General features: G+C 66.7%; 21 protein-coding genes. 12 read left to right on the forward strand and 9 right to left on the reverse strand.

All coding sequences use genetic code 11. The features are described from left to right. Positions 1-18 precede the first annotated feature (18 nt). Together ACTHQS_RS08985 and ACTHQS_RS08990 are read right to left on the reverse strand one after the other, a co-directional pair. A complete protein-coding gene (locus tag ACTHQS_RS08985; protein ID WP_440167931.1) occupies positions 19-990 on the reverse strand; it encodes a glycosyltransferase family 9 protein in 972 nt (323 codons plus the stop codon). Next, positions 987-2,129, reverse strand: a complete 1,143-nt coding sequence (locus tag ACTHQS_RS08990; protein ID WP_440167932.1) for a glycosyltransferase family 9 protein — start codon at positions 2,127-2,129, stop codon at positions 987-989. The genes ACTHQS_RS08985 and ACTHQS_RS08990 overlap by 4 nt, the downstream gene beginning before the upstream one ends. Positions 2,130-2,334: 205 nt before the next feature. Between ACTHQS_RS08990 and ACTHQS_RS08995 the strand changes: the two genes are divergently transcribed. The 5 genes from ACTHQS_RS08995 to ACTHQS_RS09015 all read left to right on the forward strand — a co-directional run bounded on the left by ACTHQS_RS08995 (position 2,335) and on the right by ACTHQS_RS09015 (position 6,998). Further along, on the forward strand, positions 2,335-2,637 hold the full coding sequence (locus tag ACTHQS_RS08995; protein WP_018761323.1) for a DUF4193 domain-containing protein: 303 nt from the start codon (positions 2,335-2,337) through the stop codon (positions 2,635-2,637). A 202-nt stretch (positions 2,638-2,839) separates the two neighbouring features. Next, positions 2,840-3,580 (forward strand): M50 family metallopeptidase, encoded by a 741-nt coding sequence (locus ACTHQS_RS09000; protein ID WP_440167934.1) that lies wholly within the window; start codon positions 2,840-2,842, stop codon positions 3,578-3,580. Positions 3,581-3,609: 29 nt separating this feature from the next. Beyond that, positions 3,610-4,698 carry a glutathione S-transferase family protein gene (locus tag ACTHQS_RS09005; protein ID WP_440167936.1) on the forward strand — a complete coding sequence of 363 codons (1,089 nt, stop codon included), beginning with the start codon at positions 3,610-3,612 and terminating at the stop codon, positions 4,696-4,698. A 44-nt stretch (positions 4,699-4,742) separates the two neighbouring features. Further along, positions 4,743-5,852 carry a serine hydrolase domain-containing protein gene (locus tag ACTHQS_RS09010; protein ID WP_440167937.1) on the forward strand — a complete coding sequence of 370 codons (1,110 nt, stop codon included), beginning with the start codon at positions 4,743-4,745 and terminating at the stop codon, positions 5,850-5,852. A gap of 93 nt (positions 5,853-5,945) precedes the next feature. Continuing rightward, a complete protein-coding gene (locus tag ACTHQS_RS09015) occupies positions 5,946-6,998 on the forward strand; it encodes an FUSC family protein (protein ID WP_440167939.1) in 1,053 nt (350 codons plus the stop codon). Between the two features lie 34 nt (positions 6,999-7,032). Here ACTHQS_RS09015 and ACTHQS_RS09020 read toward each other — a convergent pair whose 3' ends face one another. From ACTHQS_RS09020 to ACTHQS_RS09030, 3 genes are read right to left on the reverse strand one after another with little or no spacing between them, the layout of a single operon-like run. Then, positions 7,033-7,944, reverse strand: a complete 912-nt coding sequence (locus ACTHQS_RS09020; protein WP_440167940.1) for a MaoC family dehydratase — start codon at positions 7,942-7,944, stop codon at positions 7,033-7,035. Continuing rightward, positions 7,941-9,281, reverse strand: a complete 1,341-nt coding sequence (locus ACTHQS_RS09025; protein ID WP_440167941.1) for a 3-oxoacyl-ACP reductase — start codon at positions 9,279-9,281, stop codon at positions 7,941-7,943. The genes ACTHQS_RS09020 and ACTHQS_RS09025 overlap by 4 nt, the downstream gene beginning before the upstream one ends. A 9-nt stretch (positions 9,282-9,290) precedes the next feature. Then, positions 9,291-10,643 (reverse strand): acetyl-CoA C-acetyltransferase, encoded by a 1,353-nt coding sequence (locus tag ACTHQS_RS09030; RefSeq protein WP_440167943.1) that lies wholly within the window; start codon positions 10,641-10,643, stop codon positions 9,291-9,293. 61 nt (positions 10,644-10,704) lie between these two features. Between ACTHQS_RS09030 and ACTHQS_RS09035 the strand changes: the two genes are divergently transcribed. Next, a complete protein-coding gene (locus ACTHQS_RS09035; RefSeq protein ID WP_440167944.1) occupies positions 10,705-11,433 on the forward strand; it encodes a TetR/AcrR family transcriptional regulator in 729 nt (242 codons plus the stop codon). A gap of 1 nt (position 11,434) precedes the next feature. Further along, entirely contained in the window at positions 11,435-13,546 is a 2,112-nt protein-coding gene (locus tag ACTHQS_RS09040; protein WP_440167945.1) for an acyl-CoA dehydrogenase family protein, read from the forward strand. 91 nt (positions 13,547-13,637) lie between these two features. On the opposite strand, the gene glgA is transcribed toward ACTHQS_RS09040, so the two are convergent. Beyond that, positions 13,638-14,843 (reverse strand): glycogen synthase, encoded by a 1,206-nt coding sequence (gene glgA, locus ACTHQS_RS09045; protein WP_440167947.1) that lies wholly within the window; start codon positions 14,841-14,843, stop codon positions 13,638-13,640. 102 nt (positions 14,844-14,945) lie between these two features. Here glgA and glgC point away from each other — a divergent pair, with 102 nt between their 5' ends. From glgC to ACTHQS_RS09060, 3 genes are all read left to right on the forward strand, one after another. Beyond that, entirely contained in the window at positions 14,946-16,355 is a 1,410-nt protein-coding gene (glgC, locus tag ACTHQS_RS09050; RefSeq protein ID WP_440167949.1) for a glucose-1-phosphate adenylyltransferase, read from the forward strand. An 88-nt stretch (positions 16,356-16,443) separates the two neighbouring features. Continuing rightward, complete coding sequence (locus ACTHQS_RS09055) at positions 16,444-17,895, forward strand: SDR family NAD(P)-dependent oxidoreductase (RefSeq protein WP_440167950.1); 1,452 nt, start codon at positions 16,444-16,446, stop codon at positions 17,893-17,895. A gap of 17 nt (positions 17,896-17,912) precedes the next feature. After that, positions 17,913-18,380 carry a pyridoxamine 5'-phosphate oxidase family protein gene (locus ACTHQS_RS09060; RefSeq protein ID WP_440167951.1) on the forward strand — a complete coding sequence of 156 codons (468 nt, stop codon included), beginning with the start codon at positions 17,913-17,915 and terminating at the stop codon, positions 18,378-18,380. A gap of 46 nt (positions 18,381-18,426) precedes the next feature. Here ACTHQS_RS09060 and ACTHQS_RS09065 read toward each other — a convergent pair whose 3' ends face one another. From ACTHQS_RS09065 to ACTHQS_RS09075, 3 genes are all read right to left on the reverse strand, one after another. Next, on the reverse strand, positions 18,427-19,278 hold the full coding sequence (locus ACTHQS_RS09065) for a transglutaminase family protein (protein WP_440167952.1): 852 nt from the start codon (positions 19,276-19,278) through the stop codon (positions 18,427-18,429). Then, entirely contained in the window at positions 19,275-20,201 is a 927-nt protein-coding gene (locus ACTHQS_RS09070) for an alpha-E domain-containing protein (protein ID WP_141160461.1), read from the reverse strand. The genes ACTHQS_RS09065 and ACTHQS_RS09070 overlap by 4 nt, the downstream gene beginning before the upstream one ends. A gap of 75 nt (positions 20,202-20,276) precedes the next feature. Continuing rightward, entirely contained in the window at positions 20,277-21,833 is a 1,557-nt protein-coding gene (locus ACTHQS_RS09075; protein ID WP_255172209.1) for a circularly permuted type 2 ATP-grasp protein, read from the reverse strand. A 113-nt stretch (positions 21,834-21,946) separates the two neighbouring features. Between ACTHQS_RS09075 and ACTHQS_RS09080 the strand changes: the two genes are divergently transcribed. Continuing rightward, complete coding sequence (locus ACTHQS_RS09080; protein ID WP_440167955.1) at positions 21,947-23,005, forward strand: YeiH family protein; 1,059 nt, start codon at positions 21,947-21,949, stop codon at positions 23,003-23,005. Positions 23,006-23,038: 33 nt separating this feature from the next. After that, entirely contained in the window at positions 23,039-25,726 is a 2,688-nt protein-coding gene (pepN, locus tag ACTHQS_RS09085) for an aminopeptidase N (protein ID WP_440167957.1), read from the forward strand. The last annotated feature ends 28 nt before the right edge of the window (positions 25,727-25,754 follow it).

Genomic DNA, 25,754 nt, shown 5'->3' on the forward strand with positions numbered 1-25,754 from the left:
GTCGCTGGCCCAATGTGTTCAGAGCAGCCCCAGTCCCCTGACAGCTGCCATGACATCGGCAACCCCGACGGCGAGCAGGGCAGGATCCGGCTGGGTCGCGAAGGTGTCCCCGCGCCGCAGTTCGGCCCGCGTCAGGACAACGTGGGGTCCGGGCGGGGGACCCCAGATCTCGGGTGGGGCCGGGCCAAAAAGCACCACGGAGGGAGTGCCGTACGCGGATGCCAGGTGGGCAGCCCCGGTATCTGCCGAGACCACCAGCCGCGCAGCGGCAATCGTGGCAGCAAACTCCCCCAGCCCCAGCACGCCGGCCAGCACCGTGGTGCCAGGGAGCCCTGCAAGGCGGCACACTTCCTCCGCCCGGTCCCTTTCGGACTTACCCCCGGTGAACACCACCTGGTGACCGGCATCCGTCAGTGCCCCTGCCACCGCCGCAAACCGTTCCGCGGGCCACAGCCTGCTGCCGTAGGCGGCACCCACATGCAGGACTGTTGCGCCGGGGACGGGGCTGGGGACGTGGGGCGTGTTCAACTGCACGTCAAGCGGATCTGCTTCTATTCCATGCCATTCAAGGAGCCTCACCCAGCGCTCGCGCTCATGCAGTTCCGGACGCCACGGCGGCCCGTCCCGGTGCGCGCTTCGGTGCCCCAGGGTCTGGCGGGCCTTCAGCGCCTCGATCCGTCCCTGGCTCTCCGGTCCGCTTCCGTGCAGGTTGACGGCCACGTCCACCACACCCGGGTCCAACGCCAGCGGCTCGTCAAGGCCGTGCGTGGGCAGCAGCTCATAACCGCCCACCAGCCCCAGGGCCTCCGACAGCCATCCCTGGGCGGCGTAACGCAGCCGGTGCCCGGGGAACGCACGCTGGATCCCTTTCAAGGCCGGTACGGCCACCAGCAGGTCCCCCAGCTTCAAGGCGCGCAGTACCAGGAGCTCAGGTTTATCGTCCGCCGGTATCGCGGTACCTGCCTCTACTCCGGTTACCGTGCCGGTCATGCGTCCTGCTTCGCGAACGTGGTGGCTGTCAGGCTGCGGACGTCCTCGTAGACTTCGTTGACGCCGATATCAGCCACCACCGAGTCGTCATGGACGCAGCGCGGAGCTGTCCAGCCAACCTGGGTGACGTCGATGCCGCAGGTGGGGCAGGCCGTGACCCACGAGGCGTGGACGCGGTGAAGGCTCCGCCCGAGCGCCCCGGCGTTGATCACGTTGCCTGCCCAGAAGATGCCGACCGTCGGCACACCGAGCGCCTGCGCCAGATGCCTCGGTCCGCTGTCATTCGCCACCACAACGCCAGCCGCCGCCAGCAGCGACACGAGGCCTGCCATATCAAGGGCACCGGCCGCGGACTGAACTGCTGTCGAGGCTGCGCGGGCGGCAATCCCCTCGGCCAGATCCTGTTCACTGGCATCCCCGATAATCACCACCCGCGAGCCATCAGCCGCGCAGGCAGCAGCAAGTTCCGCGAACTTGGCTGCGGGCCAACGACGGCGGGGGTCGGTGGCGCCGGGATGGATCACCACGAGCGGCTGGGCGCCATCGCCGCTGCCGGCTTCGGAGGTTGCTTCCGCACGGGCGGGTGCAAGCCGTGCCTCAAGGTCTATGGGGAAAGCGCCCGCGAACCCGGCCACCTCCAAAGCCCGGAGGGGTTCGTGCTGGTAGTAGAGGTAAGGAACAGTACGCTCAAGGCTTGCGGCGTCGGCCGTCCGGGTCCCTACTGTGTGGCGCGCGCCCAGGCGCAGCAGGAAGGGGTTCGAGTATCGTCCGCCGCCGTGGAGCTGGACGGCCACATCGAAGTGGCGCCCGCGCATGTCAGCAAAGAAACCCTCCAGTTCGCCGGCATCTTCTTCCCCAGGCCGTACGCCTTCCGCGAACGGCAGGACAACCACCTCATCCACCGGGCCTTCCACCGCTCCGAGCAGCGCCTTGTGGATCGGCGTGCCCAACAGGGTGATGGTCGCTGCGGGATAGGCCGCCTTTAACGCAGCCATTGCCGGTACCGCGAAGACGAGGTCCCCCAGTCCGCCCCCGCGCAGGACGACGACCCTGGACACAGCATCAAACTTCTCCAGCACGGGGCCGACGCCCATACCCACCTGTTCGGCGCCGCCAAACTCTGCCGTGAGTTGCTCCATAAACTGCCCCTTCCGTCGCGTGGTGGGCACGGCACCGGCCGTCCCTCCACTGCCCACGCGGCCGCACTGCGGTTCAAAACCTGCGGCCGCTCCTCTGAACCATTACCCAACCGGCGCCGGATCTACGCTCCCTGTTGGGGAATACCGGCTTGATGCTGTACGTTTCATACCCGACAGCCAATCAAAGAAAAGAGAAGCACCCAAAGTGGCAACCGATTACGATGAACTGCGTTCCGACGTCAAGGAATCGCAGGACAACTCACTCGAGCAGCTCCAGTCAGCGAATGCTCCCGACGCCCGCAGTGTTGTGCAGGAGTTGGACGAGGCTGACGGGCTGGACGGCGCCGGGGTCCCTGGCGGCGAATTCGTCGCTGAGGAGCTCGTAGTCCAGGTCATCCCGCAGGCCGAGGACGAATTCACCTGCTACTCCTGCTTCCTGGTCCGCCACCGGTCCCAGATCGCCCGGCAAAAAGACGGCCACAGCTACTGCACCGAGTGCGAAGGCTAGTCAAGAAGCTTTCCGAGGGGCAGGTACGCACGGTCCCGCCCGAAAGGCACGCCGCACCAGGCGTGCCTTTCGGCTTTAAGCCATTGACCCGCTTCATTCTTGGATTTTGTTTTATGCCTTCATCCAGCTCACCTGCGTAGCGTTGGGTGCAGGACTTACGACGGCGACACTTACGACGGCGACACGGCAGCCAGGAGGCACATTGGACAGCCCTGCCAGCTTATGGGAAACCTTCACCTCGGCGTTCACCCAAACAGACGTACCCACCATCAGCTGGGTTGAGATGATGCTGTCCCTGGCGGCCGCCGTCGGGCTGTCCATCCCCCGGCGCAGCTGGCGCTACTTCGGCCTCCTCGCCACGGCGACGCACGAACTCGGCCACGCGTTCGCTGCCCTGACCTCCGGGCAGCGGCTGTCCGGCATCCGCCTGCGCCTTGACCATTCAGGAACCACCACAACCTACGGCAGGAGCAGGCTTGCCGCGGCGTGGTCCTGCTTCTGGGGATATCCGGTTCCCGCCTTGGCAGGTGCCGCGTTTGTCTGGTGCGGGCTGAACGGGTGGGCATCGGCAGCCATGGCCGTCAGTGTGCTGGTGCTGGCCGCTTCGCTCCTCTTCCTCCGCAACCTGGCCGCATTCGTGATCACCGGTGCCGCAATCGGCGGTGCAGCCGCACTTATCTTCCTTGCACCGTCTTCCATCGTGGGCCACGTCGCCGTCATCTTCGGCCTTGCACTCCTCGTCGCCGCTGTCCGGGACCTCCTCAAACTCACCCACGTGCACCTCCGCCGTCGGGACCGACTCAGCAGCTCCGACGCATACCTCCTGTTCCGGGCCACCTCGGTTCCATCCGGAATCTGGATTGCCTTGTTCACGCTCCTGGTGGCCGCGGCATGGCTGGTTGCCTGGCAGCCCGTCTCGATAATCCTGCAGCAGGGCTCTTAGAGCGTCGCGGTGGCGCATAGGCTTGTGGCATGACCCAGGAAACGGACAGCACCCCCGCAGCGACCGGCCCCACCAAAGAACACAGCACCCGCGGTGCCTACGTGACAGGCGGCTCCGAATTCACCCGGGACACCAACTACATAGAGGACCGCATCACCAGGGATGCCGCTCCCGGCAGCAACGGCGAGCCGGGGTGGCCGGTGGAAGCAGGGCGCTACCGCCTGATTGCCGCGAGGGCCTGCCCGTGGGCAAACCGGACGGTCATTGTCCGCCGGCTGCTGGGTCTTGAAGACGCAATTTCGCTCGGCCAGCCCGGCCCGACCCACGACGCGCGTTCCTGGACCTTCGACCTGGATCCGGGCGGAGTGGACCCGGTCCTGGGCATAGAGCGCCTGCAGGATGCCTACTTCAAACGTTTCCCGGGGTACCCGAGGGGAATCACCGTGCCCGCCATCATCGACGTTCGCAGCGGCGAAGTGGTGACCAACAACTTCCCGCAGATCACCCTTGACTTCTCGACGGAGTGGACAGAGTTCCACCGGCCGGATGCCCCCCAGCTCTACCCCGCGCACCTCCGCGCCGAAATCGACCAAGTGAACAAGCGGGTTTTCACCGAGGTCAACAACGGCGTCTACCGCTGCGGCTTCGCCGGGTCGCAGGAGGCCTATGATTCAGCCTACGAACGGTTGTGGACCGCGCTGGACTGGCTTGAGGACCGCCTCTCGCAGCAGCGCTACCTGGTGGGCGACACCATTACCGAAGCAGACGTACGGCTCTTCACCACCCTTGCCCGGTTCGATCCCGTCTACCACGGACACTTCAAGTGCAACCGGCAAAAGCTCAGCGAAATGCCCAACCTGTGGGGATACGCACGGGACCTGTTCCAGACTCCGGGCTTCGGAGACACCATCGACTTCGTGCAGATCAAGCAGCACTACTACATCGTGCATGAGGACATCAACCCCACCGGCATCGTTCCTGCCGGCCCGGACCTGGCCGGATGGTTGACGGACCACGGCCGGGAGTCGCTGGGCGGGCGCCCATTCGGAGAGGGCACGCCGCCGGGGCCGGTCCGGCCGGGCGAGGAAGTTACGCCGGGACACGGAGCAGCTCTCTAACCTGAATCCCCCGAGGAAACCGCTTTCCTTCTACACTGGAGGGCATGCAGACTCCTCTGGGTTCCGTGGCGCCGGGGTACGAAAACGTCCTGGCACTGTTTGAGTCCTTCCTCGCGGAGGACTCCCTTTACAGCGCACAGCTGGCCGTCTACCACTCCGGGCAACCGGTGATCCGCCTGACGGGTGGCCCGGACGTGGCTCCGGATACGCTGACCGGCGCCTATTCCTGCTCCAAAGGCGTTGCCGCCATGGTCATCGCCCTGCTGGTCCAGGACGGCGTTCTTGACCTGGACAAGACTGTGGCGCACTACTGGCCTGAGTTTGCCGTGCACGGAAAGGACAGACTCCTGGTCAGGGAGGCACTGTCGCACCAGGCGGGGCTGATGGGGGTTGAGGGCGGCTTTGCCCTGGACGAGTTCACCACCCCCCAGGCCGCTGCCAGACTTGCCGCTTCCCCACCCTCCTGGGAGCCCGGCCGCCAGTTCGGATATCACGCGCTCACCATTGGAATCCTCATGGAGGAACTGTGCCGACGGACCACGGGTGGGGCCTTGCAGGACACCTACGACCAGAGGATCCGGAAGCCGCAGGATGTGGACTTCTTCCTGGGGCTGCCGGAGGACCTGGAAGGCAGGTACCGGGATGTCCTCTACGAGACAGACCCAGATCAGGCGTGGATCGACCCCCTCAGCCTCGATGGCATGAACAGCAACGCCCCCGTCAGCACCATCATGGAACTGCCCAACATCCGCTCCGTGCGTGCCGCGGGCATGTCCGCCGCCGCCGGTGTGGGGTCCGCCGATGGGCTGGCCCGGCTGTACGCGGCAGCTACCACCGGCGTCGAAGGCAGTGACCCCTTCCTCACAGCAGGGACCCTCACGGCAATGACCCGGGAGCAGGTGTGGGGCCTGGACCGGTCCTCCGGCCTGGACAACGCCTTCGCCGTCGTCTTCATGAAGCCCCACCCATCGCGGAACTTCGGCAGCCACCGCGCCTTTGGCCATGAGGGGGCCAACGCGGCCCTCGGTTTTGCCGACCCGTCCTATGGCCTGGGCTTCGGCTACATCCCCCGGCGGGCGGAAGAGGGGCGCACTCCGGGACGGGCCCACCGCCTGGCCGCTGCCGTGCGGCATGCAGCAGCTGGTTTGTCCTGACGCACCCCCGGCCCTACTGTTGTCCGGATGGGCAATACTCAGGCACGGCCGGATGCACGGTGGGCTCGGGGGACCCAACTTCTTAGACAATCAGTGGCGGGACTTTCTGCTGCCTTCGCGGCGCAGCGGTTGCAACTGGCAGGGAAAGCGGCCATAGCCGCGGGGCTGGCCTTCGCCATCGCACCCCTCATGCCCGGCGCCGCCTCCCACTACGCGTACTACGCGCCGCTGGGCGCCCTGGTGGCCATGTATCACAATGTCGCCGGGTCCATGAAGCAGGGGGCGCAGGCCCTGGCAGGGCTGGCGATGGGAATCGGCCTCGCCTTCGTCCTGGTAAGCATCAGCGAGCCCTCACCCCTGACAGTCGCCCTGTTTATGGGGGTGGGCGTCCTGCTGGGCGGCTTGCCGGGCATCGGTTCAGGCAGTGATTGGATTCCGACGGCGGCCCTGCTGGTTCTGCTGGTCGGCGGCAGTAACGCCGAAGATTTCTCCTACGGCTACCTTGTGCAGATGGCAGCAGGAGTGGCGGTGGGCATCGCAGTGAATTTCCTGATCTTTCCACCCCTGCACCTCAACGCTGCGGCGTCCAGCCTGGCCGACCTCAGGGTTGCGCTGGGCAAGCAGTTGCTGGATATGGGCGCCGCCTTGAAGGAAAAGTGGCCCCCTGAGCACGAAGACTGGTCGCGCAGGTCGGACGAACTCGCCGCGGCCGCACGATCAGTACGCCATTTGGTTAAAGAGGCCGATGCGAGCCGCCGGGCCAACCCCCGCCGGAAGTTGCACCCGCGTGACATGGACCAGGACTTTCGCGACCTGCAGGACCTGGAGCGCGTCACGTTCCATATCCAGGACATGACGGATGTGCTGTCCGATGTGATCTGGGAAGACGACGTGCCGTATGCCATTCCGTTGCAGGACAGCGAGCCCCTGGCAGACGCCATTACCGCTACCGGAGAACTGGTGTCCGCGGGCACCGACGGCGACGATCAGGACCGGAAGGACCGTTATGACGCCGCCAAGGCGGCGGTAGAAGCCTGCCTGGCTGCCACCGCCGCCAGGCCGGCAGATCAGGGAACAGTTCCTGCGTCGGAATCGGTCCTCCTCAGCCTTCACCGGATCCTGCGGGCAGTCCGTCCGTCGGACTAGGCTGACCCCCTGGATGGAATTTACTGGCCCGGAGCTACAGGGCCGAGACGGTTCCACTGAAATGGCGCCGCCCGGAGCGCGGGGACCAGGCAACAAAACTGGAGTGCTTCCAGGCCCCCGAACCGCTCTGCTCAGTCCCGATCTCCAAGGCAACCCGGGAGGGCAGGAAGACAGGGGCCTCGAACTCCACATCCCACCTGAAGGAGTCACCCCGGGCCGGGCCCACATCAGCGAGCGCGCGGGACGCCAGGTACATTCCGTGGGCTATCGATCGGCGCATGCCCAGGGCCTTCGCCGAAAGCACGCTGAGGTGGATGGGGTTGAAGTCCCCCGAGACTGCTGCGTAAGCGCGGCCGGTATCCACCCCCAGGTGCCACAGGGCTGTTGGATCAGGTGCAGTAAAGTCAGCCCTCGGCGGAAAAACTGAGGGCTTGTCGATCCCCGGCAGGAACACTCCCTTGGCCAAGTATGTGGACACCCCGCACCAGTGCACATCGCCGGAGCCTGCACGCCGCACTTCCGCCACGACGTCCACTTGTGTCCCCGCACGGTGGCCGCGAAGGTTCTCCACCCGCGCGGTGATGTCCAGGACATCGGTGAACACCAGTGGTGACCTTTGCCCCACACTGTTGCGCAGATGGATCATCCCCAGCAGGGGCAGCGGAAAGTCGTCCCGGTTCATGACGCTCATGGCCAAAGGGAACGCGATGGCGTGGATGAAGCCGGCAGGGAGGACGTCGCTGGCCGTCTCGCCGATCAGGTGCTGGTAGGCAGTAAGATTTTCCACCCCCACCGTGACGCCCCGGACTTCATGGCTTTCCGCCGGGAGGACTGCGGAGTCATGGGTTCCCAGGAGCCTGCGCCGAGCCGCCTGCGCGGCTGCATTGACATACAGCTTGGACAACGATGGCATCTCCGCCAGGACCACCGGCTGCTGGGCCGTCATGCCCCCACCAGGTTCTGCCCGCATACCCGCAGCACCTCCCCGTTGATCCCGCCGGCGGCATCGCTGGCCAGGAACGCGATGGTCTCCGCAACATCGGACGGCAGGCCGCCCTGCTGCAGGGAGTTCAGCCGGCGCGCCACCTCGCGGACGGCAAAGGGGATGCGCGCCGTCATCTCCGTTTCAATGAATCCGGGGGCCACGGCATTGATCGTGCCGCCGCGGGAGGCGAGCAGGGGGGCGGTGGCACGCACCATTCCCATGACTCCCCCCTTGGACGCGGCGTAATTGGTTTGTCCCTTGTTCCCGGCAATGCCGCTGGTGGAGGCAACTGCAACAATACGCGGTGACGGCCGGAAGTGCTCGGAGGCCAGGAGTGCCTCGTTGATGCGGAGCTGGGCGGCGATGTTGATGTTAATCACCGAATTCCATTTTCCCTGGTCCATGTTGGCCAGCAGCTTGTCCCGCGTGACACCCGCGTTGTGCACCACGATATCCAGCCGGCCGTGCCGCTGGACCGCGTGGTCGATAATTCGCTGGCCCGCGTCGGGGGCGGTGATGTCGAGCTGCAGTGCGGTGGCCCGCACCCCGTTGGCCACTGCCGCCAGTTGGTCGCCCGCCGCAGGAATGTCCACCAGGATCAAGGTGGCGCCATCGCGGTGCAGCGTCCTGGCGATCTGGGCACCGATGCCGCGGGCCGCGCCGGTGACGACGGCCACCTTGCCTGCCAGGGGCTGCTCCGGGTCGGCGGGAAGACTGCCATCCTCCGATGAGACCGTGAGGAACTGTCCGTCCACGAACGCTGACCGGCCGGACAGGAAGAACCTCAGGGCGCCCAGTGCACTGGGACTGGTGGCGGTGGTGCCGTTGGCAAGGACGACGCCGTTGCCGGTGGCGCCGGCCCGCAGTTCCTTGGCCAGGGACCGCAGGAAGCCATCCACCCCCTGCCGTGCTGCTGCGGCCTCGGGCGAGGACGCTTCCGACGCCGGGCGGGACAGGGTGATGACCCGGCCGCCGGCCCGCAGGTCCCGGAGGGAACCCGCCGCTGCCAGCACCGGCTTTTCCAGGTCTGCCGGATGTCCGAGCTCATCAAGGACCAGGATGATGGCCCCCAGCTTTTCGGCCGGGACGGCATGCCGCCGGACGTCGAGGTCCCAGGACAGCAGTTCTGCAGCGAGCTTGTCCGCCCCCGGAGTATCACCGAGGACGACGACGGGTCCGGTCACCAGTGGCTGCCCGGGCTGGTAGCGGCGAAGGACCGCCGGTTGCGGAAGGCCGAGCTTCTTTGCCAGGTTGCGGCCCACGCCGCTGTTGACCAGTTGTGAGTATGTATCCGCCACGGCCGTCCCCTACAGGGATTCCAGGATCGCGACGACGCCCTGGCCGCCGGCCGCGCACACTGACACCAGGCCCCGGGCCGGACGCCCGGTGGAAGCAGACTTGGCGTGGAGCATCTTGGCGAGCGTGCCCACGATGCGGCCACCGGTGGCGGCAAAGGGGTGGCCTGCTGCGAGCGAGGAGCCGTTGACGTTGAGGCGGGAACGGTCAATGCTGCCGAACGCGCCGTGCAGGCCGAGCCGGGTGCGGCCGAACTCGTCGTCTTCCCAAGCTGCCAGCGTGCTGAGGACGGTGGCAGCGAAGGCTTCATGGATTTCGAAGTAATCAAAGTCCGCCAGTGTCAGGTTTTGCCGGGCCAGGAGCCGGGGCACCGCAAACACCGGAGCCATCAACAGCCCGTCCTTGCCGTGGACAAAATCAACTGCGGCAGCTTCGGCGTCCACCACGGCTGCCAGCTTGGGCAGGTCGCGGGCATCAGCCCATTCGTCGGACGCCAGCAGCACCGTGGAGGCACCGTCCGTCAAAGGGGTGGAATTACCCGCCGTCATGGTGGCATCGGCGCCGAGGTTGCGGCCGAAGACCGGCTTCAGCGACGCGAGCTTCTCCAGCGACGTGTCAGCCCGCAGGTTGCCGTCACGCGTTAGTCCCCGGTAAGGGGTCATCAGGTCGTCGAAGAACCCGGAGTCGTAGGCGGCGGCCAGGTTGTGGTGGCTGTTCAGTGCCAGCTCGTCCTGTGCGTCCCGGGAGATCTTCCACTGGGCAGTGGTCAGGGCCTGGTGCTCGCCCATGGACAGGCCGGTACGCGGCTCCGCTGTGCCCGGGGCCAAAGGAGCCAGGTCCTTTGGCCGGAGCCGGCTGAGGATCTGGAGCCGCTGGGGAAGGGTCCTGGCCCGGTGAAGGTCCAGGACGACCTCGCGGAGTCCTTCGCTGACCACCACCGGTGCATCGGACGCCGAATCCACGCCCCCGGCGATGGCGGAGTCGATCTGTCCCAGCTTGATCTTGTTCGCCAGTCCCACCACAGTCTCCAGACCCGTGGCACACGCCTGCTGGAGGTCGTACACGGGCGTTTCCGCCGAGAGCGCCGATCCCAGCACTGCCTCCCTGGTGAGGTTGAAGTCACGCGAGTGCTTGAGGACCGCGCCCGCCGCGACCTGGCCGATCCGTTCGTCCTGGAGGCCGAACCGTGCGATCAGGCCATCGAGGGCCGCCGTCAACATGTCCTGGTTTGAGGACTTCGCGTAGGCTCCCCCGGCCCGGGCGAATGGGATCCTGTTGCCGCCGACGATCACCGCCCTGCGGGTTTCCGGGACTGCAGGGACGCCGGATGCGCCTGCGCGGGTGGACTGTCCTTCTGTGGACATGGAGGGCTCCTCTGGTCACAAGTGGTTACCGATACCCAGCGTACCTGATACGCTGGGTATCGTGAACCACCAGGACACGCACTCCCCCTTGACCATCGAACTGCCGTCGCCGGCCAGCCCGGACGGGCGTTCGTCGCGCTGGCAGAGCCACCGGGAGGAGCGGCGCAGGGAACTCATCAAACTGGCCCGCCGCGCGGTGCACGTGCTGGGCAGCGACGCCTCCATGGAGGACATTGCAACTGCCGCTGGAACATCGAAGTCCGTCTTCTACCGGTACTTCGGGGACAAAGCGGGGCTGCAGCAGGCGGTGGGCGAAGTGGTCCTCAGCCAGATGCAGCAGCGCATCCAGGAAGCCGCACAGAGTGCCCTCACGCCCCGCGAAGGTTTGCTGGCCATGGTCTCGGCCTACCTTCAGATGGCCGATACCAGCCCCAACGTCTACACCTTCGTCACCAGCTACGCTCCGGGGGACGCTGCCGGCCCGGCGCACCCCGCTGCGGCCGGCGGCCCGCTGGGCCCCTTCTTCGACGCCATCGCGGAGATGATCGCCACCCCCATGCGGTCCCATCTGGGCGACGTCAGGGAAACCGTCATCGGCTACTGGCCAAAGGCGGCGATCGGCCTCGTACGGAACGCCGGCGAACAGTGGCTCAGCACCCCGGACTCCCCCACCAAACCAGACCAGGAGGCCATGGCCCGCCAGATCACGGCTTGGCTGTGCGTGGGCATAGTCCCCGAACTCACCCCCGCTTCACCGACCACCAAGTTATCCGCCAAAGAAGGACTGTGACATGACTGACGTAGTGGACCGCCCCGCGCGCAAGGGGCTCCGCCCCGCCGGAACCCCGGCAGCCAAGCCCCTGGACGAAAGCCCCACGCCCGCCGTCGACGTCGCGGCACTGGGCAGGCAGCTCCTGGGCAAGTGGGCCGGAGTAAGGCTCCAGGCACGGGATCTTGCCGCCAGGCCCGAACTGCACAAAATCGAAGGCCTGACGCACACGGAACACCGTGCCCGCGTGTTCGGCCAACTCAAATACCTCGTGGACAATGAAGCCGTGCACCGCGCCTTCCCTTCGGAACTGGGCGGCTCTGACGACCACGGCGGCAACATTGCCGGTTTCGAGGAACTGGTGGTGGCCGACCCGTCCCTGCAGATAAAGGCGGGGGTCCAATGGGGGCTTTTCGGGTCCGCCGTGATGCACCTGGGGACCGCGGAACACCACACCAAGTGGCTGCCGGGAATCATGAGCCTGGAAATCCCCGGCTGCTTCGCCATGACGGAGACGGGCCACGGCTCGGATGTGGCCAGCATCGCCACCACCGCAACCTATGAACCGGCCACCGAAGAGTTCATCATCCACACCCCGTTCCGCGCCGCCTGGAAGGACTACATCGGCAACGCGGCCAATGACGGCCTCGGCGCCGTCGTGTTCGCCCAGCTGGTCACCCGGGGCGTGAACCACGGCGTCCACGCCTTCTACGTGGACCTGCGGGATCCGGAAACAAAGGAGTTCCTGCCCGGAATCGGCGGTGAGGACGACGGCGTCAAAGGCGGCCTGAACGGCATCGACAACGGCCGGCTGCACTTTGACAGCGTCCGCATCCCACGGACCAACCTCCTGAACCGGTACGGAAACGTTGACGCGGACGGCACCTACACCTCGCCGATTGCCAGCCCCGGCCGGCGCTTCTTCACCATGCTGGGAACGCTGGTCCAGGGCCGCGTGTCACTGGACGGCGCCGCCGTGGCCGCCTCCAAGGTGGCCCTGAAAGCCGCCATCCAGTACGCCACCGAACGCCGCCAGTTCAACGCTTCCTCCCACACGGACGAGGAAGTCCTGCTGGACTACCAGCGGCACCAGCGGCGCCTGTTCACCCGGCTGGCCGCTACTTACGCGGCAGGCTTCGCCCACGAGCAGCTGCTGCAGAAGTTCGACGACGTCTTCTCCGGCGCCCACGACACCGACGCAGACCGCCAGGACCTGGAGACCCTGGCGGCAGCCCTGAAGCCGCTTAGCACCTGGCACGCCCTGGACACCCTGCAGGAATGCCGGGAAGCCTGCGGCGGCGCCGGTTTCCTGATCGAAAACCGGTTCGCCTCGTTGCGCGCCGACCTGGACGTCTACGCCACGTTTGAAGGCGACAACACCGTGCTGCTGCAGTTGGTAGCCAAGCGCCTGCTGGCCGACTACGCAAAGGAATTCCGTAACGTGGACTTCGGCGTGCTGGCCCGGTACGTGGTCAACCAGGCCGCCGGCGCTGCCGTCCACCGCACGGGCCTGCGCCAGGTGGCCCAGTTCATGGCTGACACCGGTTCGGTCCAGAAGGCCGCGATCGCCCTCCGTGACGAGGAAGGCCAGCGCGCCCTGCTCACGGACCGGGTCCAGACCATGGTGGCTGAAGCCGGCACCGCTTTGAAGGGCAGCAAACGGCTCCCCCAGGACAAGGGTGCCGCCCTGTTCAACCGGCACCAGAATGAACTCATCGACGCCGCCCAGGCCCACGCGGAGCTGCTGCAGTGGGAAGCGTTCACGGACGCCCTGCAGCATGTCGAGGATCCCGGAACCAGGAAGGTCCTCACCTGGCTCCGTGACCTCTTCGGCCTGTCCTTGATCGAGAAGAACCTCTCCTGGTACCTCATGAACGGCCGCCTCTCCATGCAGCGGGCACGCACCGTTGGCGGGTACATCAACAGGCTGCTGGAGAAGATCCGCCCGCATGCCCTGGATCTCGTGGACGCCTTCGGGTACGGCGAGGAACACGTCCGGGCGGCCGTCGCCACCGGCGCCGAGCGGGCCCGCCAGGACGAAGCCCGTGCCCACTTCCGCAGCCAGCGGGCCAGCGGGCAGGCCCCGGTGGACGAGAAGGTGCTGATTGCCAGGACGGCGGCCCGGAAGGCATAGCCAGGCAAGCACTGCAAAGCGGGAAACCAACGACGGCGCCGCTCCCCTTGCGAGGGGCGCGGCGCCGTCGTCTGTTCTTGCCTGAGCGGGGCTAGCTCTGCGCCGGCAGCACCGAGCGGTAGACCTCAAGGGTGGTCTCAGTGATCGATTCCCAGGAGAAGTGCTTTTCTGCGCGCTCCCGTCCGGCCTGTCCCATGGCGCGGGCGCGGTCGGGATCTGACACCACCTCGGTGAGTGCGGCGGCGAACTCGCTGACGAACTTCTCCGGGTCCAGCGGTGTGCCGGTACCGTCGGTGACCTGTTCCAGGTCCACCAGCAGCCCGGTCCGGCCATGCTCGACCACCTCCGGGATACCGCCGGTGGCGCTGGCCACCACTGCGGCGCCGCACGCCATGGCTTCGAGGTTGACGATGCCCAGCGGCTCATAGATCGAGGGGCACGCGAAGGCGGTGGCGTGGCTGAGCACCTGGATCAGCTCGTGGCGCGGCAGCATTCGTTCAATGAGCACCACGCCCGTGCGCTGCTTCTGCAGCTCCTCGATCAGCGCTGCGGTTTCCGCAGCCAGTTCCGGAGTGTCGGCCGCGCCCAGGCACAGCACCAACTGGACATCGGCCGGAAGTTTCGCTGCCGCCCGGAGGAGGTAGGGAACGCCCTTCTGGCGTGTGTTTCTCCCCACAAAGACGACGCTTGGCTTGGCGGGATCGATGCCCAGGGCACGGACGGCGTCGTCGTTTTCGTCACGCTGCCACAGCTCCACGTCGATGCCGTTGTGGACCACCCGTACTTTTTCCGGGTCAACGTTGGGGTAGCTGCGCAGGATGTCCTGCCGCATGCCCTCGGAAACGGCGATGATCGCCGCCGCCGCTTCATAAGCCGTCTTCTCCACCCAGGAGGAAAGGGCGTAGCCGCCGCCCAGTTGCTCAGCCTTCCACGGCCGCAGCGGCTCGAGGCTGTGGGCGCTGAGAACGTGCGGGATTCCGTGCAGCAGCGAGGCCAGATGCCCGGCCATGTTGGCGTACCAGGTATGCGAATGGACCAGGTCGGCCCCCTGCACATCCGGCACAATGCGCAGGTCCACACCCAGGGTCTGAACCGCCGCGTTGGCCCCGCCCAGGTCTTCGGGTACCTGGTACGACGTCACGGTGGCGCCGTGGTAGTCGGCGTCGCGGGGAGCGCCGAAAGCACGAACCTGCAGGTCAACGTGCTTACTAAGCACCCTGCTCAATTCGGCCACGTGTACCCCGGCGCCACCATAGATCTCCGGCGGGAACTCTTTAGTCACAATGTCTATTCGCACAAGACCCAAGGTAGTCGTTCACGGATAACTGTTCTAGTGTGAAGGAGTCCGGGCCTACCGGACTGTCTTGGGGAGTTACGAAGGCGTACAGGAGCGACCATTATGCCGTTGACCAAAAAAGTCCTGGCCATTGTCCTCGCAGGTGGCGAGGGAAACAGACTGATGCCACTGACGGCAGACCGGGCCAAGCCTGCCGTGCCTTTTGCCGGCAGTTACCGCCTTATCGATTTCGCCATTTCCAACCTGGTGAATTCACGCTATCTGCAAATCGTGGTCCTCACGCAATACAAGTCCCACAGCCTCGACCGGCATATATCCGAAGCGTGGCGGATGTCCACCCAGCTGGGAAACTATGTCGCCTCCGTTCCCGCACAGCAGCGTGTAGGCAAGAGCTGGTTCCTGGGCAGCGCAAATGCCATTTACCAGTCCCTGAACCTGATCCACGACGCCAACCCCGACATCGTCGTCGTTGTTGGCGCAGACCACGTGTACCGTATGGACTTCGCCCAGATGGTGGAGCAACACGTACTCAGCGGGGCCAAAGCCACCGTGGCTGCGGTGCGGCAGCCGCTGCACATGGCCGACCAGTTCGGCGTCATCGAGGTGGACCAGAACGATCCGCAGAAGATCGCGGCCTTCGTGGAGAAGCCCTCGAGCACCCCCGGGCTTGCAGCCGACCCGTCACAGTTCCTTGCCTCCATGGGCAACTACGTCTTCAACGCCGACGCCCTGGTCGCGGCGCTGCACGTGGACGCTGAGCGCCTGGACACCAAACACGACATGGGCGGGGACATCATTCCCTACTTCGTCAACCGCGGGGAGGCGGGGGTCTACGACTTCACGCTTAACGACATTCCCGGCTCCACGGAGCGCGACCGCACCTACTGGCGCGACGTAGGCACCATCGATTCCTTCTATGACGCCCACATGGACCTCATCTCCCCGCTGCCGGTGTTCAACCTCTACAACTCCGAGTGGCCCATCTACACGCGGCAGAGCATCTCGCCGCCGGCCAAGTTCGTCCGGGGCAAGAACAACACCGTGGGCACGGCCCTGGACTCCATCGTTGCCAACGGAGTAGTGATCTCCGGCGGCGTGGTGGAGGGCTCGGTGCTGTCCAACGACGTCTACGTGGCCACCAGCAGCCGGGTCATCGACTCGGTCCTGATGGACAAGGTGCAGGTGGGCGAAGGTGCCGTGATCAAACGCGCCATCCTGGACAAGAACGTCAAGGTCCCCGCCGGTGCCGCCATCGGGCTGGACCCCGACCTTGACCGTGCACGCGGCTTCAAGGTCACCGAATCCGGCATCACTGTCCTCTCCAAAGGCCAGGAAGTCCCGGAGCCCACGGACGAAGAACGCCAGCTCGCCGCACGGCACCTGGGAGAGCTGCCCAGTGCCGTGAAGGCGGCAGCGGAGCAGTATCCCGATATGCGTGAGGCGGCGGACAAGGTGGCAGGCACGCACGCTGCCGCAGCGGCGGAGGCCGCACCCGGCGCGCGGGTCTCCTGACCCGGGCACCGCACTCTCCAAGGCATCCGCAGGCCGCGGCACCACCGGTGGTGCCGCGGCCTGCGGCGTACGCTGTAAAATTTTCCTAATGAGCTCCCCCGATCTGACCCCTGAGGACATCCAGGCCTGCCTCAAGGTCCTGAACACCATCCATGCGTACGACGAGGAGCACCCGGACTACATCTCGGTGCGCCGCGCCACGGGGAAGATGTTCAAGGCCGTCAAGCGCCACCGCAGGGTCACCAAACGTGATTCCATCGCCGATGCCGACCGTGCCGTGATCGCCCAGACCGCCACCGCCGCCCCGGACCGCATCGATGACGAAACCCGTGGCAACAAGCTGGCACCATCGGCCGCCGGCAAGGTCGCGGGGCACCTCCTCCGGTCCCGGCCCTGCTACATCTGCAAGCAGCACTACACCCAGGTGGATGCCTTCTACCACCAGCTGTGCCCGGAATGCGCGGCCTTCAGCCACAGCAAACGCGATGCCCGGACTGACCTGACCGGACGGCGCGCCCTGCTCACCGGAGGACGGGCCAAGATCGGGATGTACATCGCGCTAAGGCTGCTGCGCGACGGAGCCCACACCACCATCACCACCAGGTTCCCCAAAGACGCCGCACGCCGGTTCGCAGCCATGGAAGACAGCGGCGAATGGCTGCACCGGCTCCGTATCGTGGGCATCGACCTGCGCGATCCCGCCCAGGTCATGGCCCTGACCGATTCGCTCAACGAGGCCGGCCCCCTGGACATCATCATCAACAACGCGGCCCAGACCGTGCGCCGTTCAGGCAACGCCTACAAGCCGCTGGTGGATGCCGAGGACGAGCCGCTCCCGGCATCGCTGGAGCCGGCCAACGGCGGCCCGGAACTGCTGACGTTCGGCCATGCCCACGACAAGCACCCGCTCGCCCTCGCAGGCAGCGTCACCGAACACCCGGTCCTGGCCGGCGATGCGATCACCTCGCTGGCCCTCTCCACCGGCTCTGCCTCGCTGGAGCGCATCGCCACAGGGACCGCCATCGACGCCGGCGGCCTGGTCCCGGACCTCGCAACCATCAACAGCTGGACGCAGGTGGTGGACGAAGTGGATCCCCTGGAGATGCTCGAAGTGCAGCTCTGCAACGTCACCGCGCCGTTCCTGCTGGTCAGCCGGCTCCGGGGCGCCATGAAGAGGTCCACCGCGCGGCGCAAATACATCGTGAACGTCTCCGCCATGGAAGGACAGTTCTCCCGCGCCTACAAGGGCCCTGGACACCCGCACACCAACATGGCCAAGGCCGCGCTCAACATGATGACGCGCACCAGCGCGCAGGAGATGCTGGATACGGACGGCATCCTGATGACGGCCGTGGACACCGGCTGGATCACGGACGAGCGTCCGCATTTCACCAAGGTCCGGCTCATGGAGGAAGGCTTCCACGCGCCCCTGGACCTGGTGGACGGCGCGGCCCGGGTCTACGACCCGATTGTCATGGGTGAAAAGGGCGAGGACCAGTACGGCGTCTTCCTGAAGGATTACAAGCCCAGCCCCTGGTGAGCGGGTATGCTCACGGCATGAGCAACGAGTCATCCACCCAAGTGCAGAATCTCGAACACCACGAATGCTGGGCACTGCTGCGGACGGTGTCCGTGGGCAGGCTGGCGGTCCTCGTTGATGGCCGGCCGGACATTTTCCCGGTCAACTTCACTGTGGACGGCGGCACGCTGGTCTTCCGCACCAGCCAGGGCACCAAATTGTCGGCAGCCTCAGGCGATGCCCCCGTGGCAGTGGAAGCGGACGGTGTGGACCCCGATACCGGCCTGGCGTGGAGCGTGGTCATCAAGGGCACGGCCGCCCTGGTCAAAAGCACGGAGGAAGTGCTGGAGACTTCCCGCCTGTATCTCTTCCCTTGGCAGGCCGGGCGGAAGGACGCTTTCGTCCGCATCACCCCGGACAGTGTCACGGGCCGCCGCTTCAAGGTCACCGATCCAATGACATGGTGGACACAGATCAGCGGCTCCGCCAAGGCTTCGCAGGAATAGGCCGACGGCGGGTTCCCCGGCCATGAAGGCCGGGGAACCCTGCGCGTCAGGCGAGCTGGGTGATCTCCACGCTGACCTTCAGGGCGGAGCCGCCGCCGCCTGACAGGATGCCCTTCAGCGGGGGCACGTCCCGGTAATCGCGGCCCCTGGCCACGGTGACGTGGAAGTCACCGGCCGGTTTGTGGTTGGTGGGGTCCCAGCTGCGCCAGTCCCCGTCCCACCATTCCAGCCATGCGTGCGACTGCCCGGCCACCGTCTCGCCGATCCCGGCGCTGGAGCGCGGGTGCAGGTAGCCGGAGACGTAGCGCGCCGGAATGCCGCAGCTGCGCAGCGCACCGATGGCCAGGTGCGCCAGGTCCTGGCACACACCCTGGCGCTGGCCCCAGGCTTCCTCGGCGTTGGTGGTGACGGCAGTGGAGCCGGACATGTAGGTCATCTCCCCGCGCATCCAGGCGAAGACAGCCATGGCGGCCTCATGCGGATTCTTTCCGGCCACGACGCCGGGGATGATGCCCAGGACCTCGTCGCCCGGGCCGCTGAGCCGGGACTGCGGCAGCCAGTCGCTGAACGCGTCGAGGGTCTCCGCCGACGCCAGCTCATCCCAGCCCACGATGTCCGCTTCCGCGGGGATCTTTTCCGCCCTGTGCACCTCCACCGTGATGTTGGAGACCACCTCGAGGTTTTCGTGCGGCATCTGCATGTCGAAGGCCGTAACCCTGGTCCCCCAGTAGTCACGGTAGGTGCTGACCGCCGCCTGCGACGGGGAAACTTTCACCACGGACTCCAGCACCACCTGCTGCGAGTCCGTCAGCGGCGTCATCCGGGCCTCGTTGTAGGACAGCGTCACCCGCTTGTTGTACTTGTACGCCGTCCTGTGGACGATGCTCAACCGGGTCATGACACTTCTCCCACCCAGGCGAGTTCGTCCGCCTGATTGAAGTACTTACGGGAAATGGCGTCCGAAGCCTGCGACACCGCCTTCTGCACACGTTCCATGTGCTCGGGCAGTTCGGACATGAGGTCGTCCGTGCGGTGGAACTCAAGGAAGGTCCGGGCCTGGCCCACGATCCGCCGGGCGTCGTTGATGAAGCCGACGCGCTGTGCGGATGGGTCCAGCTTGGCCAGGCACTCGTCGGCGTCCCGCAGCGCGTAGACAATGGACCGCGGGAACAGCCGGTCCAGGAGCAGGAACTCAGCAGCGTGCTGGTCTCCAAACGCAGCGCGGCGGGTGCGGAGGAAGGACTCGTAGGCGCCGGCACAGCGCAGCATGTTCACCCAGGACATGCCTGCGGAGAGGACGTCACGCGTGGAGAGCATCCGCGCCGTCATGTCCGCTCGCTCCAGCGAACGGCCCAGGACCAGGAAGAGCCAGCTTTCGTCATGGCTCACCGTAGTGTCGGCAAGGCCGCTGACCATGGCCGTGCGCTCCAAGGTCCAGTTGCAGAACCGGTACGTGCCCACCACGTCCTTGCGGTGCTGGCTCAGCCCATAGTAGGTGGTGTTCAGGCTCTCCCACAGCCCCGAGGACACGGTCTCGCGTGCGCGGCGGGCGTTCTCCCGGGCAGCACCCAACGAACCGGCAATGGACGTGGCACTGGTCTTGTCATACGCCAGCGCATGGAGCAGTTCCGGCAGGCCGAAATCCTCGCTTTGCGGCTTGGCGCCCATGACAGCCAGGAGCTCCTGGGCCACGCTCTTCCGCTCCTCCATGGGGAGGTGGTTCAGGCGTTCCAGGTGGACGTCCAGGATGCGGGCGGTACCGTCAGCCCGCTCCACGTAGCGGCCGATCCAAAAAAGGGACTCGGCAATACGGCTAAGCATTCGCGGCTACCTCCTGCGCGCCCGGAATGGTCAAAAAGAAACGCCCGACGGCGGCCACGTGTCCGAGTGCCCGGCTCACTGCTGCTGCTCCGACTGGCGGTCGCGCCAGTTGCTTTCCACGGGCCACACCGAGACGCGTTCACGGACCGTGACGGACTGGCGTGGAACGGTTTCCACGGGCATCTGGGGTGAGTCGGCAAGGACCCAGGTGTCCTTGGATCCGCCGCCCTGGCTGGAGTTCACGATCAGCGACCCTTCCTTCAGCGCAACGCGGGTCAGGCCGCCCGGGAGGACCCAGACGTCGTCGCCGTCGTTGACCGCAAAGGGCCGCAGGTCCACGTGGCGGGGACCGAACTTGTCACCGCCCAGGGTGGGAACGGTGGAGAGCTGCAGCACCGGCTGGGCGATCCAGCCGCGGGGATCGGAAATGATCCGCTGGCGGAGGGCGTCGAGCTCGTCCTTGGAGGCATCGGGACCGATGACCAGGCCCTTGCCGCCGGAGCCGTCCACCGGCTTGACCACCAGCTCCGCCAGGTTGTCCAGGGTGTACTCCCGGGCTTCTTTTTCCTCGAGGCGGAAGGTGTCCACGTTGGCGATGATGGGCTCCTCGCTGAGGTAGTAGCGGATCAGGTCAGGCACGTAACTGTAAACCAGTTTGTCGTCGGCCACGCCATTGCCCACGGCGTTGGCGATCGTCACGCCGCCGGCGCGGGCAGCATTGACCAGCCCGGGGCAGCCGAGCATGGAGTCCGAGCGGAACTGCAGCGGGTCCAGGAAGTCGTCGTCGATCCGCTTGTAGATCACGTCCACGCGCTGTTCGCCCGCCGTGGTGCGCATGTAGACGCGGTTGCCGCGGCAGATCAAGTCGCGGCCCTCCACCAGTTCCACGCCCATGAGGCCGGCCAGGAGGGTGTGCTCGAAGTAGGCGCTGTTGAAGACGCCGGGGGTGAGGACCACGACGGTGGGATCGTCCACGCCGGCCGGTGCGGTTTTGCGAAGGGCCGAGAGCAACCGGCGCGGGTACTCCTCCACGGGCCGGATGAGCTGCTGGCCGAATGCCTCGGGCAGGCCCTTGGCCATGGCGCGCCGGTTTTCCAGGACGTAGCTCACGCCGGAGGGGACGCGGACGTTGTCCTCCAGGACGCGGAAAGTGCCTGCGGCGTCGCGGACCACGTCGATTCCGGAGATGTGGACCCGGACCCCGCCCGCAGGTTCAAAGCCGTGGACTTGCCGGTGGAAGTGGGCGCTGGTGGTCACGAGCTGGCGGGGAATCACGCCGTCGGAGACCACCGTCATTTTGTCGTAGACGTCGTTCAGGAACGCTTCCAGGGCGCGGACGCGCTGCGCCACACCGCGTTCCAGGACATCCCACTCAGCCGCGGGGATAACACGGGGCACGATGTCGAGGGGGAAGGGCCGTTCCTCGCCCGCGTAGTCGAACGTTACCCCGCGGTCCAGGAAGGTGCGGGCCATGGAGTCGGCGCGTGCGCTGACGTCCGCCAGGGAGAGCTTCCGGAGCGCCTCCGCCACCTGCCCGTACGAGTCCCTGGCCTGTTGCCCGGGGGCAAACATCTCGTCGTAGGCTCCGGTGCGGCCGGCGGCCTCGGAGTAATCCTGGAATAGGTCTGACATGTCCAATAGCCAACCATCTTTTTGTTTCGAGTTCATTACTGCCATCCATTCTGGCGTGTTGTCGCCGGCAGCCCGGTTCGTACTTTACTGGCCTCGTCGGGCAGAGTAGGTGAGTGCCAAGCAGCAGAAGCCTCCCAGTGCCGGGCCATGGCAGTTTCCGGCGCCGTGTGGCGCGGTTGGTTCCGGGCCTGTTGACGGCAGCGGCCGCTGTGGCCGTGGCCTTCATGGTGCACGGCCTGGTACCGGCGCTGCCGGCGATGACCATGGCAGTGGTCCTGGGCGTGCTTGCGGCCAACCTGCCCGGCGCCGGCAGCTGGACCGGGGGCCGGGCCCGGCCCGGACTGGACTTCGCGGGCAAGCACCTGATGCGCGGCGGGATCGTGCTCCTGGGCCTGAAAGTCAGCGTCATGGATGTCCTCGACCTGGGGTGGCCGGCCCTGGTCTTGATCGTGGGCGTCGTGGCGGCCAGCTTCGGCGGCACCTATGCAATCTCGCGGCTGTTCCGCCTCCCGCCGGTGACCTCGCTCCTGGTAGCCACCGGCTTCTCCATCTGCGGCGCATCGGCCATCGGCGCCATGGCCGCCGTCCGCCGCATCCGGCACGCGGAAACCGTCCTGCCGGTAGCCCTCGTGACGCTCTGCGGAACGCTCGCCATCGGCGTACTGCCCCTCCTCGCCCACCCCCTGGGCCTGACGGCCACGGTGTTCGGCGCCTGGACCGGGGCGTCCGTGCACGACGTCGGCCAGGTGGTGGCCACGGCGCAGACTGCCGGGTCCGCTGCCCTGGCGATCGCCGTCGTCGTCAAACTCACCCGGGTGCTGCTGCTGGCGCCTGTTGTTGCCGCGGCCGGCGCGCACCACCGGAACGGTGCGCGCGCCCTGGGCGCCGCCAACGGCACCACATCGAAAATGCCGCCGGTGGTGCCGTTGTTCGTGGTGGGCTTCGTGGCCATGGTGGCCCTGCGCTCCACCGGCTGGCTGGCCCCGGCCTGGCTCGACGCCGGTGCCACACTGCAGGACATCCTCCTGGGCGCGGCCCTGTTCGGGCTGGGCTCGGCCGTGAGGATCCGGACGCTGCTCCATACCGGCGGGCAGGCGCTCCTGGCGGCCCTGGCATCCTGGCTCCTGATTGCCGTCCTGGGCCTGGCAGCTGCCTTCCTGATCGCGGGCTGAGCGGACGCGCCGGCAGCGTGATTAGATAGCCGGGTGTCACATGAGAATCTGCAGCGCAGCGAAGCCGCCGAACGGTCAGCCCTGATCAGCACCACCAGTTACGACGTCTCGCTCGATGTGCGGCAGGCAGCAGATCCAGCCGTTCCCGGCTACACCAGCCGCAGTGTCATCACCTTCACGGCCGTTCCCGGCACCGGCACCTTCCTGGACTTCATCGGCAGCAGCGTCCACAGCGTGATCCTCAACGGCAAGAGCCTGCCCGTGGGGGACGTGGTGGACGGCGCACGGATCATGCTGGACAACCTGCGAGCGGAGAACCAGGTGACGGTGACCGGCACCGCGCTGTACAGCCGCTCCGGCGAGGGCATGCACCGGTTCGTGGACCCCGCCGATGGCCAGTGCTACCTCTACACCCAGTACGAGCCGGCTGACGCGCGCCGGGTCTTCGCCAACTTCGAACAGCCCGACCTCAAGGCAACCTACACGTTCCACGTGATGGCTCCGGCGGAGTGGAACGTGGCCTCGAACGGCGCAGAGGTGAACCGCACCCTGTTGACCAGCGATCCTGCCACCGCGCGCTGGGACTTCGCCCCCACCCTGCCGATGTCCACCTACATCACCGGCATCCTGGCCGGGCCCTACTTCAGGGCCGAGGACCGCTGGCAGGCAACGCTCGACGACGGCGCCCGCCTGGACGTCCCGCTTGCCCTCTACTGCCGCGCCTCCATGGCGGACTCCTTTGACACTGGCCATCTCTTCGGCCTGACCAAGAAAGGCCTGGACTTCTTCAACCGCCTCTTCGACTACCCGTACCCGTGGGGCAAGTACGACCAGGCGTTCGTGCCCGAGTACAACCTGGGTGCCATGGAGAATCCGGGACTGGTCACGTTCACCGAGAGCTACGTGTTCACCTCCCGCGCCACCGACGCCCAGTACCAGGCGCGGGCCAACACCCTGATGCACGAGATGGCGCACATGTGGTTCGGCGACCTGGTGACCATGCAGTGGTGGGACGATCTCTGGCTCAAGGAATCCTTCGCCGACTACATGGGAACCCTTGGCGTTGACCGGGCGACGGACTGGGACACCGCCTGGGTCAACTTCGCCAACAAACGCAAAGCATGGGCCTACGTGCAGGACCAGCTGCCCACTACGCATCCCATCGTGGCTGACATCCCCGATCTTGAAGCGGCGAAGCAGAACTTCGACGGCATCACCTACGCCAAGGGCGCCTCGGTCCTCAAACAGCTGGTGGCGTACGTGGGTTTTGACTCCTTCATCGCGGGTTCGCGGGAGTACTTCCGCAAACACGCGTACGGGAACACGTCGTTGGCAGACCTGCTGGCTGCCCTTGACGCCGCATCCGGACGGGAACTGTCCGGCTGGGCCAGGCGGTGGCTGCAGACGTCCGGTATTTCCACGCTGTCGCTCGACATTTCTTCCACGGACGGTTCGTCCAAGGACCCCGGCTTGCAGGGTGGGGCAACAGGCGACGACGGCCTGCTGGGACAGGTGACGATCGTCCAGGAGGCGGTGGACCCGGTCACGGGACGGGAGGAGCTGCGCCCGCACCGCCTCCGCGTGGGTTCCTACGACTTTGACGCCGACGGTGCCCTGGTGCGGACCGGAACCATCGAAACCGACGTGGCCGGTGCCTGGACGGAACTCCCCCAGCTTGCAGGCAAGCCGCGGCCCGCGCTCCTGCTGGTCAATGATGACGACCTCACCTACGCCAAGGTGCGGCTGGATCCGGCCTCACTGGCGACGGTCCGTTCCTCGCTGGACCGGATCACCGATCCCATGGCCCGGGCCCTGTGCTGGACGGCGTTGTGGAACTCAGCCCGGGACGGCGAAAGCCCCGCCTCTTTGTACGTTGACGCCGTTACCGCCTTCGCCCCGGCTGAGACGGGGATCGGCGTCCTGCTGAACATCCTCGAGAACGCTGCCACCGCCGTCGAACGCTATACGCCCGCCGGCGCCCGTGGCAGGGTGCGCGCGTCCTTCCTTACAGCTGCCGCTGGCCAGCTGGACCACGCCGCCCCGGGGTCGGACCAGCAGCTCGCCTGGGCCCGCACCGTCGGCACGCTCAGCAGGCATGACGGCGCCCTCCTCCCCCGCCTCCGTGGCCTGCTCGAAGGCAGCTCACCGGTGGAGGGGCTGGCGGTGGACGCGGACCTGCGCTGGCACCTCTGGCATGCCCTGGCAGCCAATGGCCAGGCCTCCGCAGCCGAGCTCGACGCCGAGCTGGCGCGCGACACCACTGCCTCCGGCCGGGCGGGGCACGCAACAGCCATGGCGTCCCGTCCCGACCGCGACGTCAAGGTTGCTGCCTGGGATGCGGCCGTCCACGGGACCGGGCTGTCCAACCAGCTCCTGACTGCTACCATCAGCGGCTTCATCACCGCGTCCCCGGACATGCTCGAGCCCTACGTGGAGCCCTATTTCGACTGCCTGCGCGCTGTTTGGGACGCGCGGAGTATCGAGATCGCCAGCCGGATTGTCCGCGGCCTCTACCCCGCCGCCCAGGACCTCGCGGACGGCGTGGAGCCCAAAGACCACCCCGTGGTCCGTCGGACGGATGCCTGGCTGGACGCCAACCGGGACGCGCCGCACGCGCTGCGCCGGATCATCATCGAGCAGCGCAGCCACCTGCTGCGGGCACTCACCGCACAGGCCGCCGTCGTTCCCCACCGGCCCCCTAACATCGCTGCGCTCGGCTAGGGTACCCTGCCGGCGTGGGCCCACTCAT

It is taken from the genome of Arthrobacter sp. SAFR-044, assembly GCF_051965175.1.
In the GTDB taxonomy this organism is placed as follows: domain Bacteria; phylum Actinomycetota; class Actinomycetes; order Actinomycetales; family Micrococcaceae; genus Arthrobacter.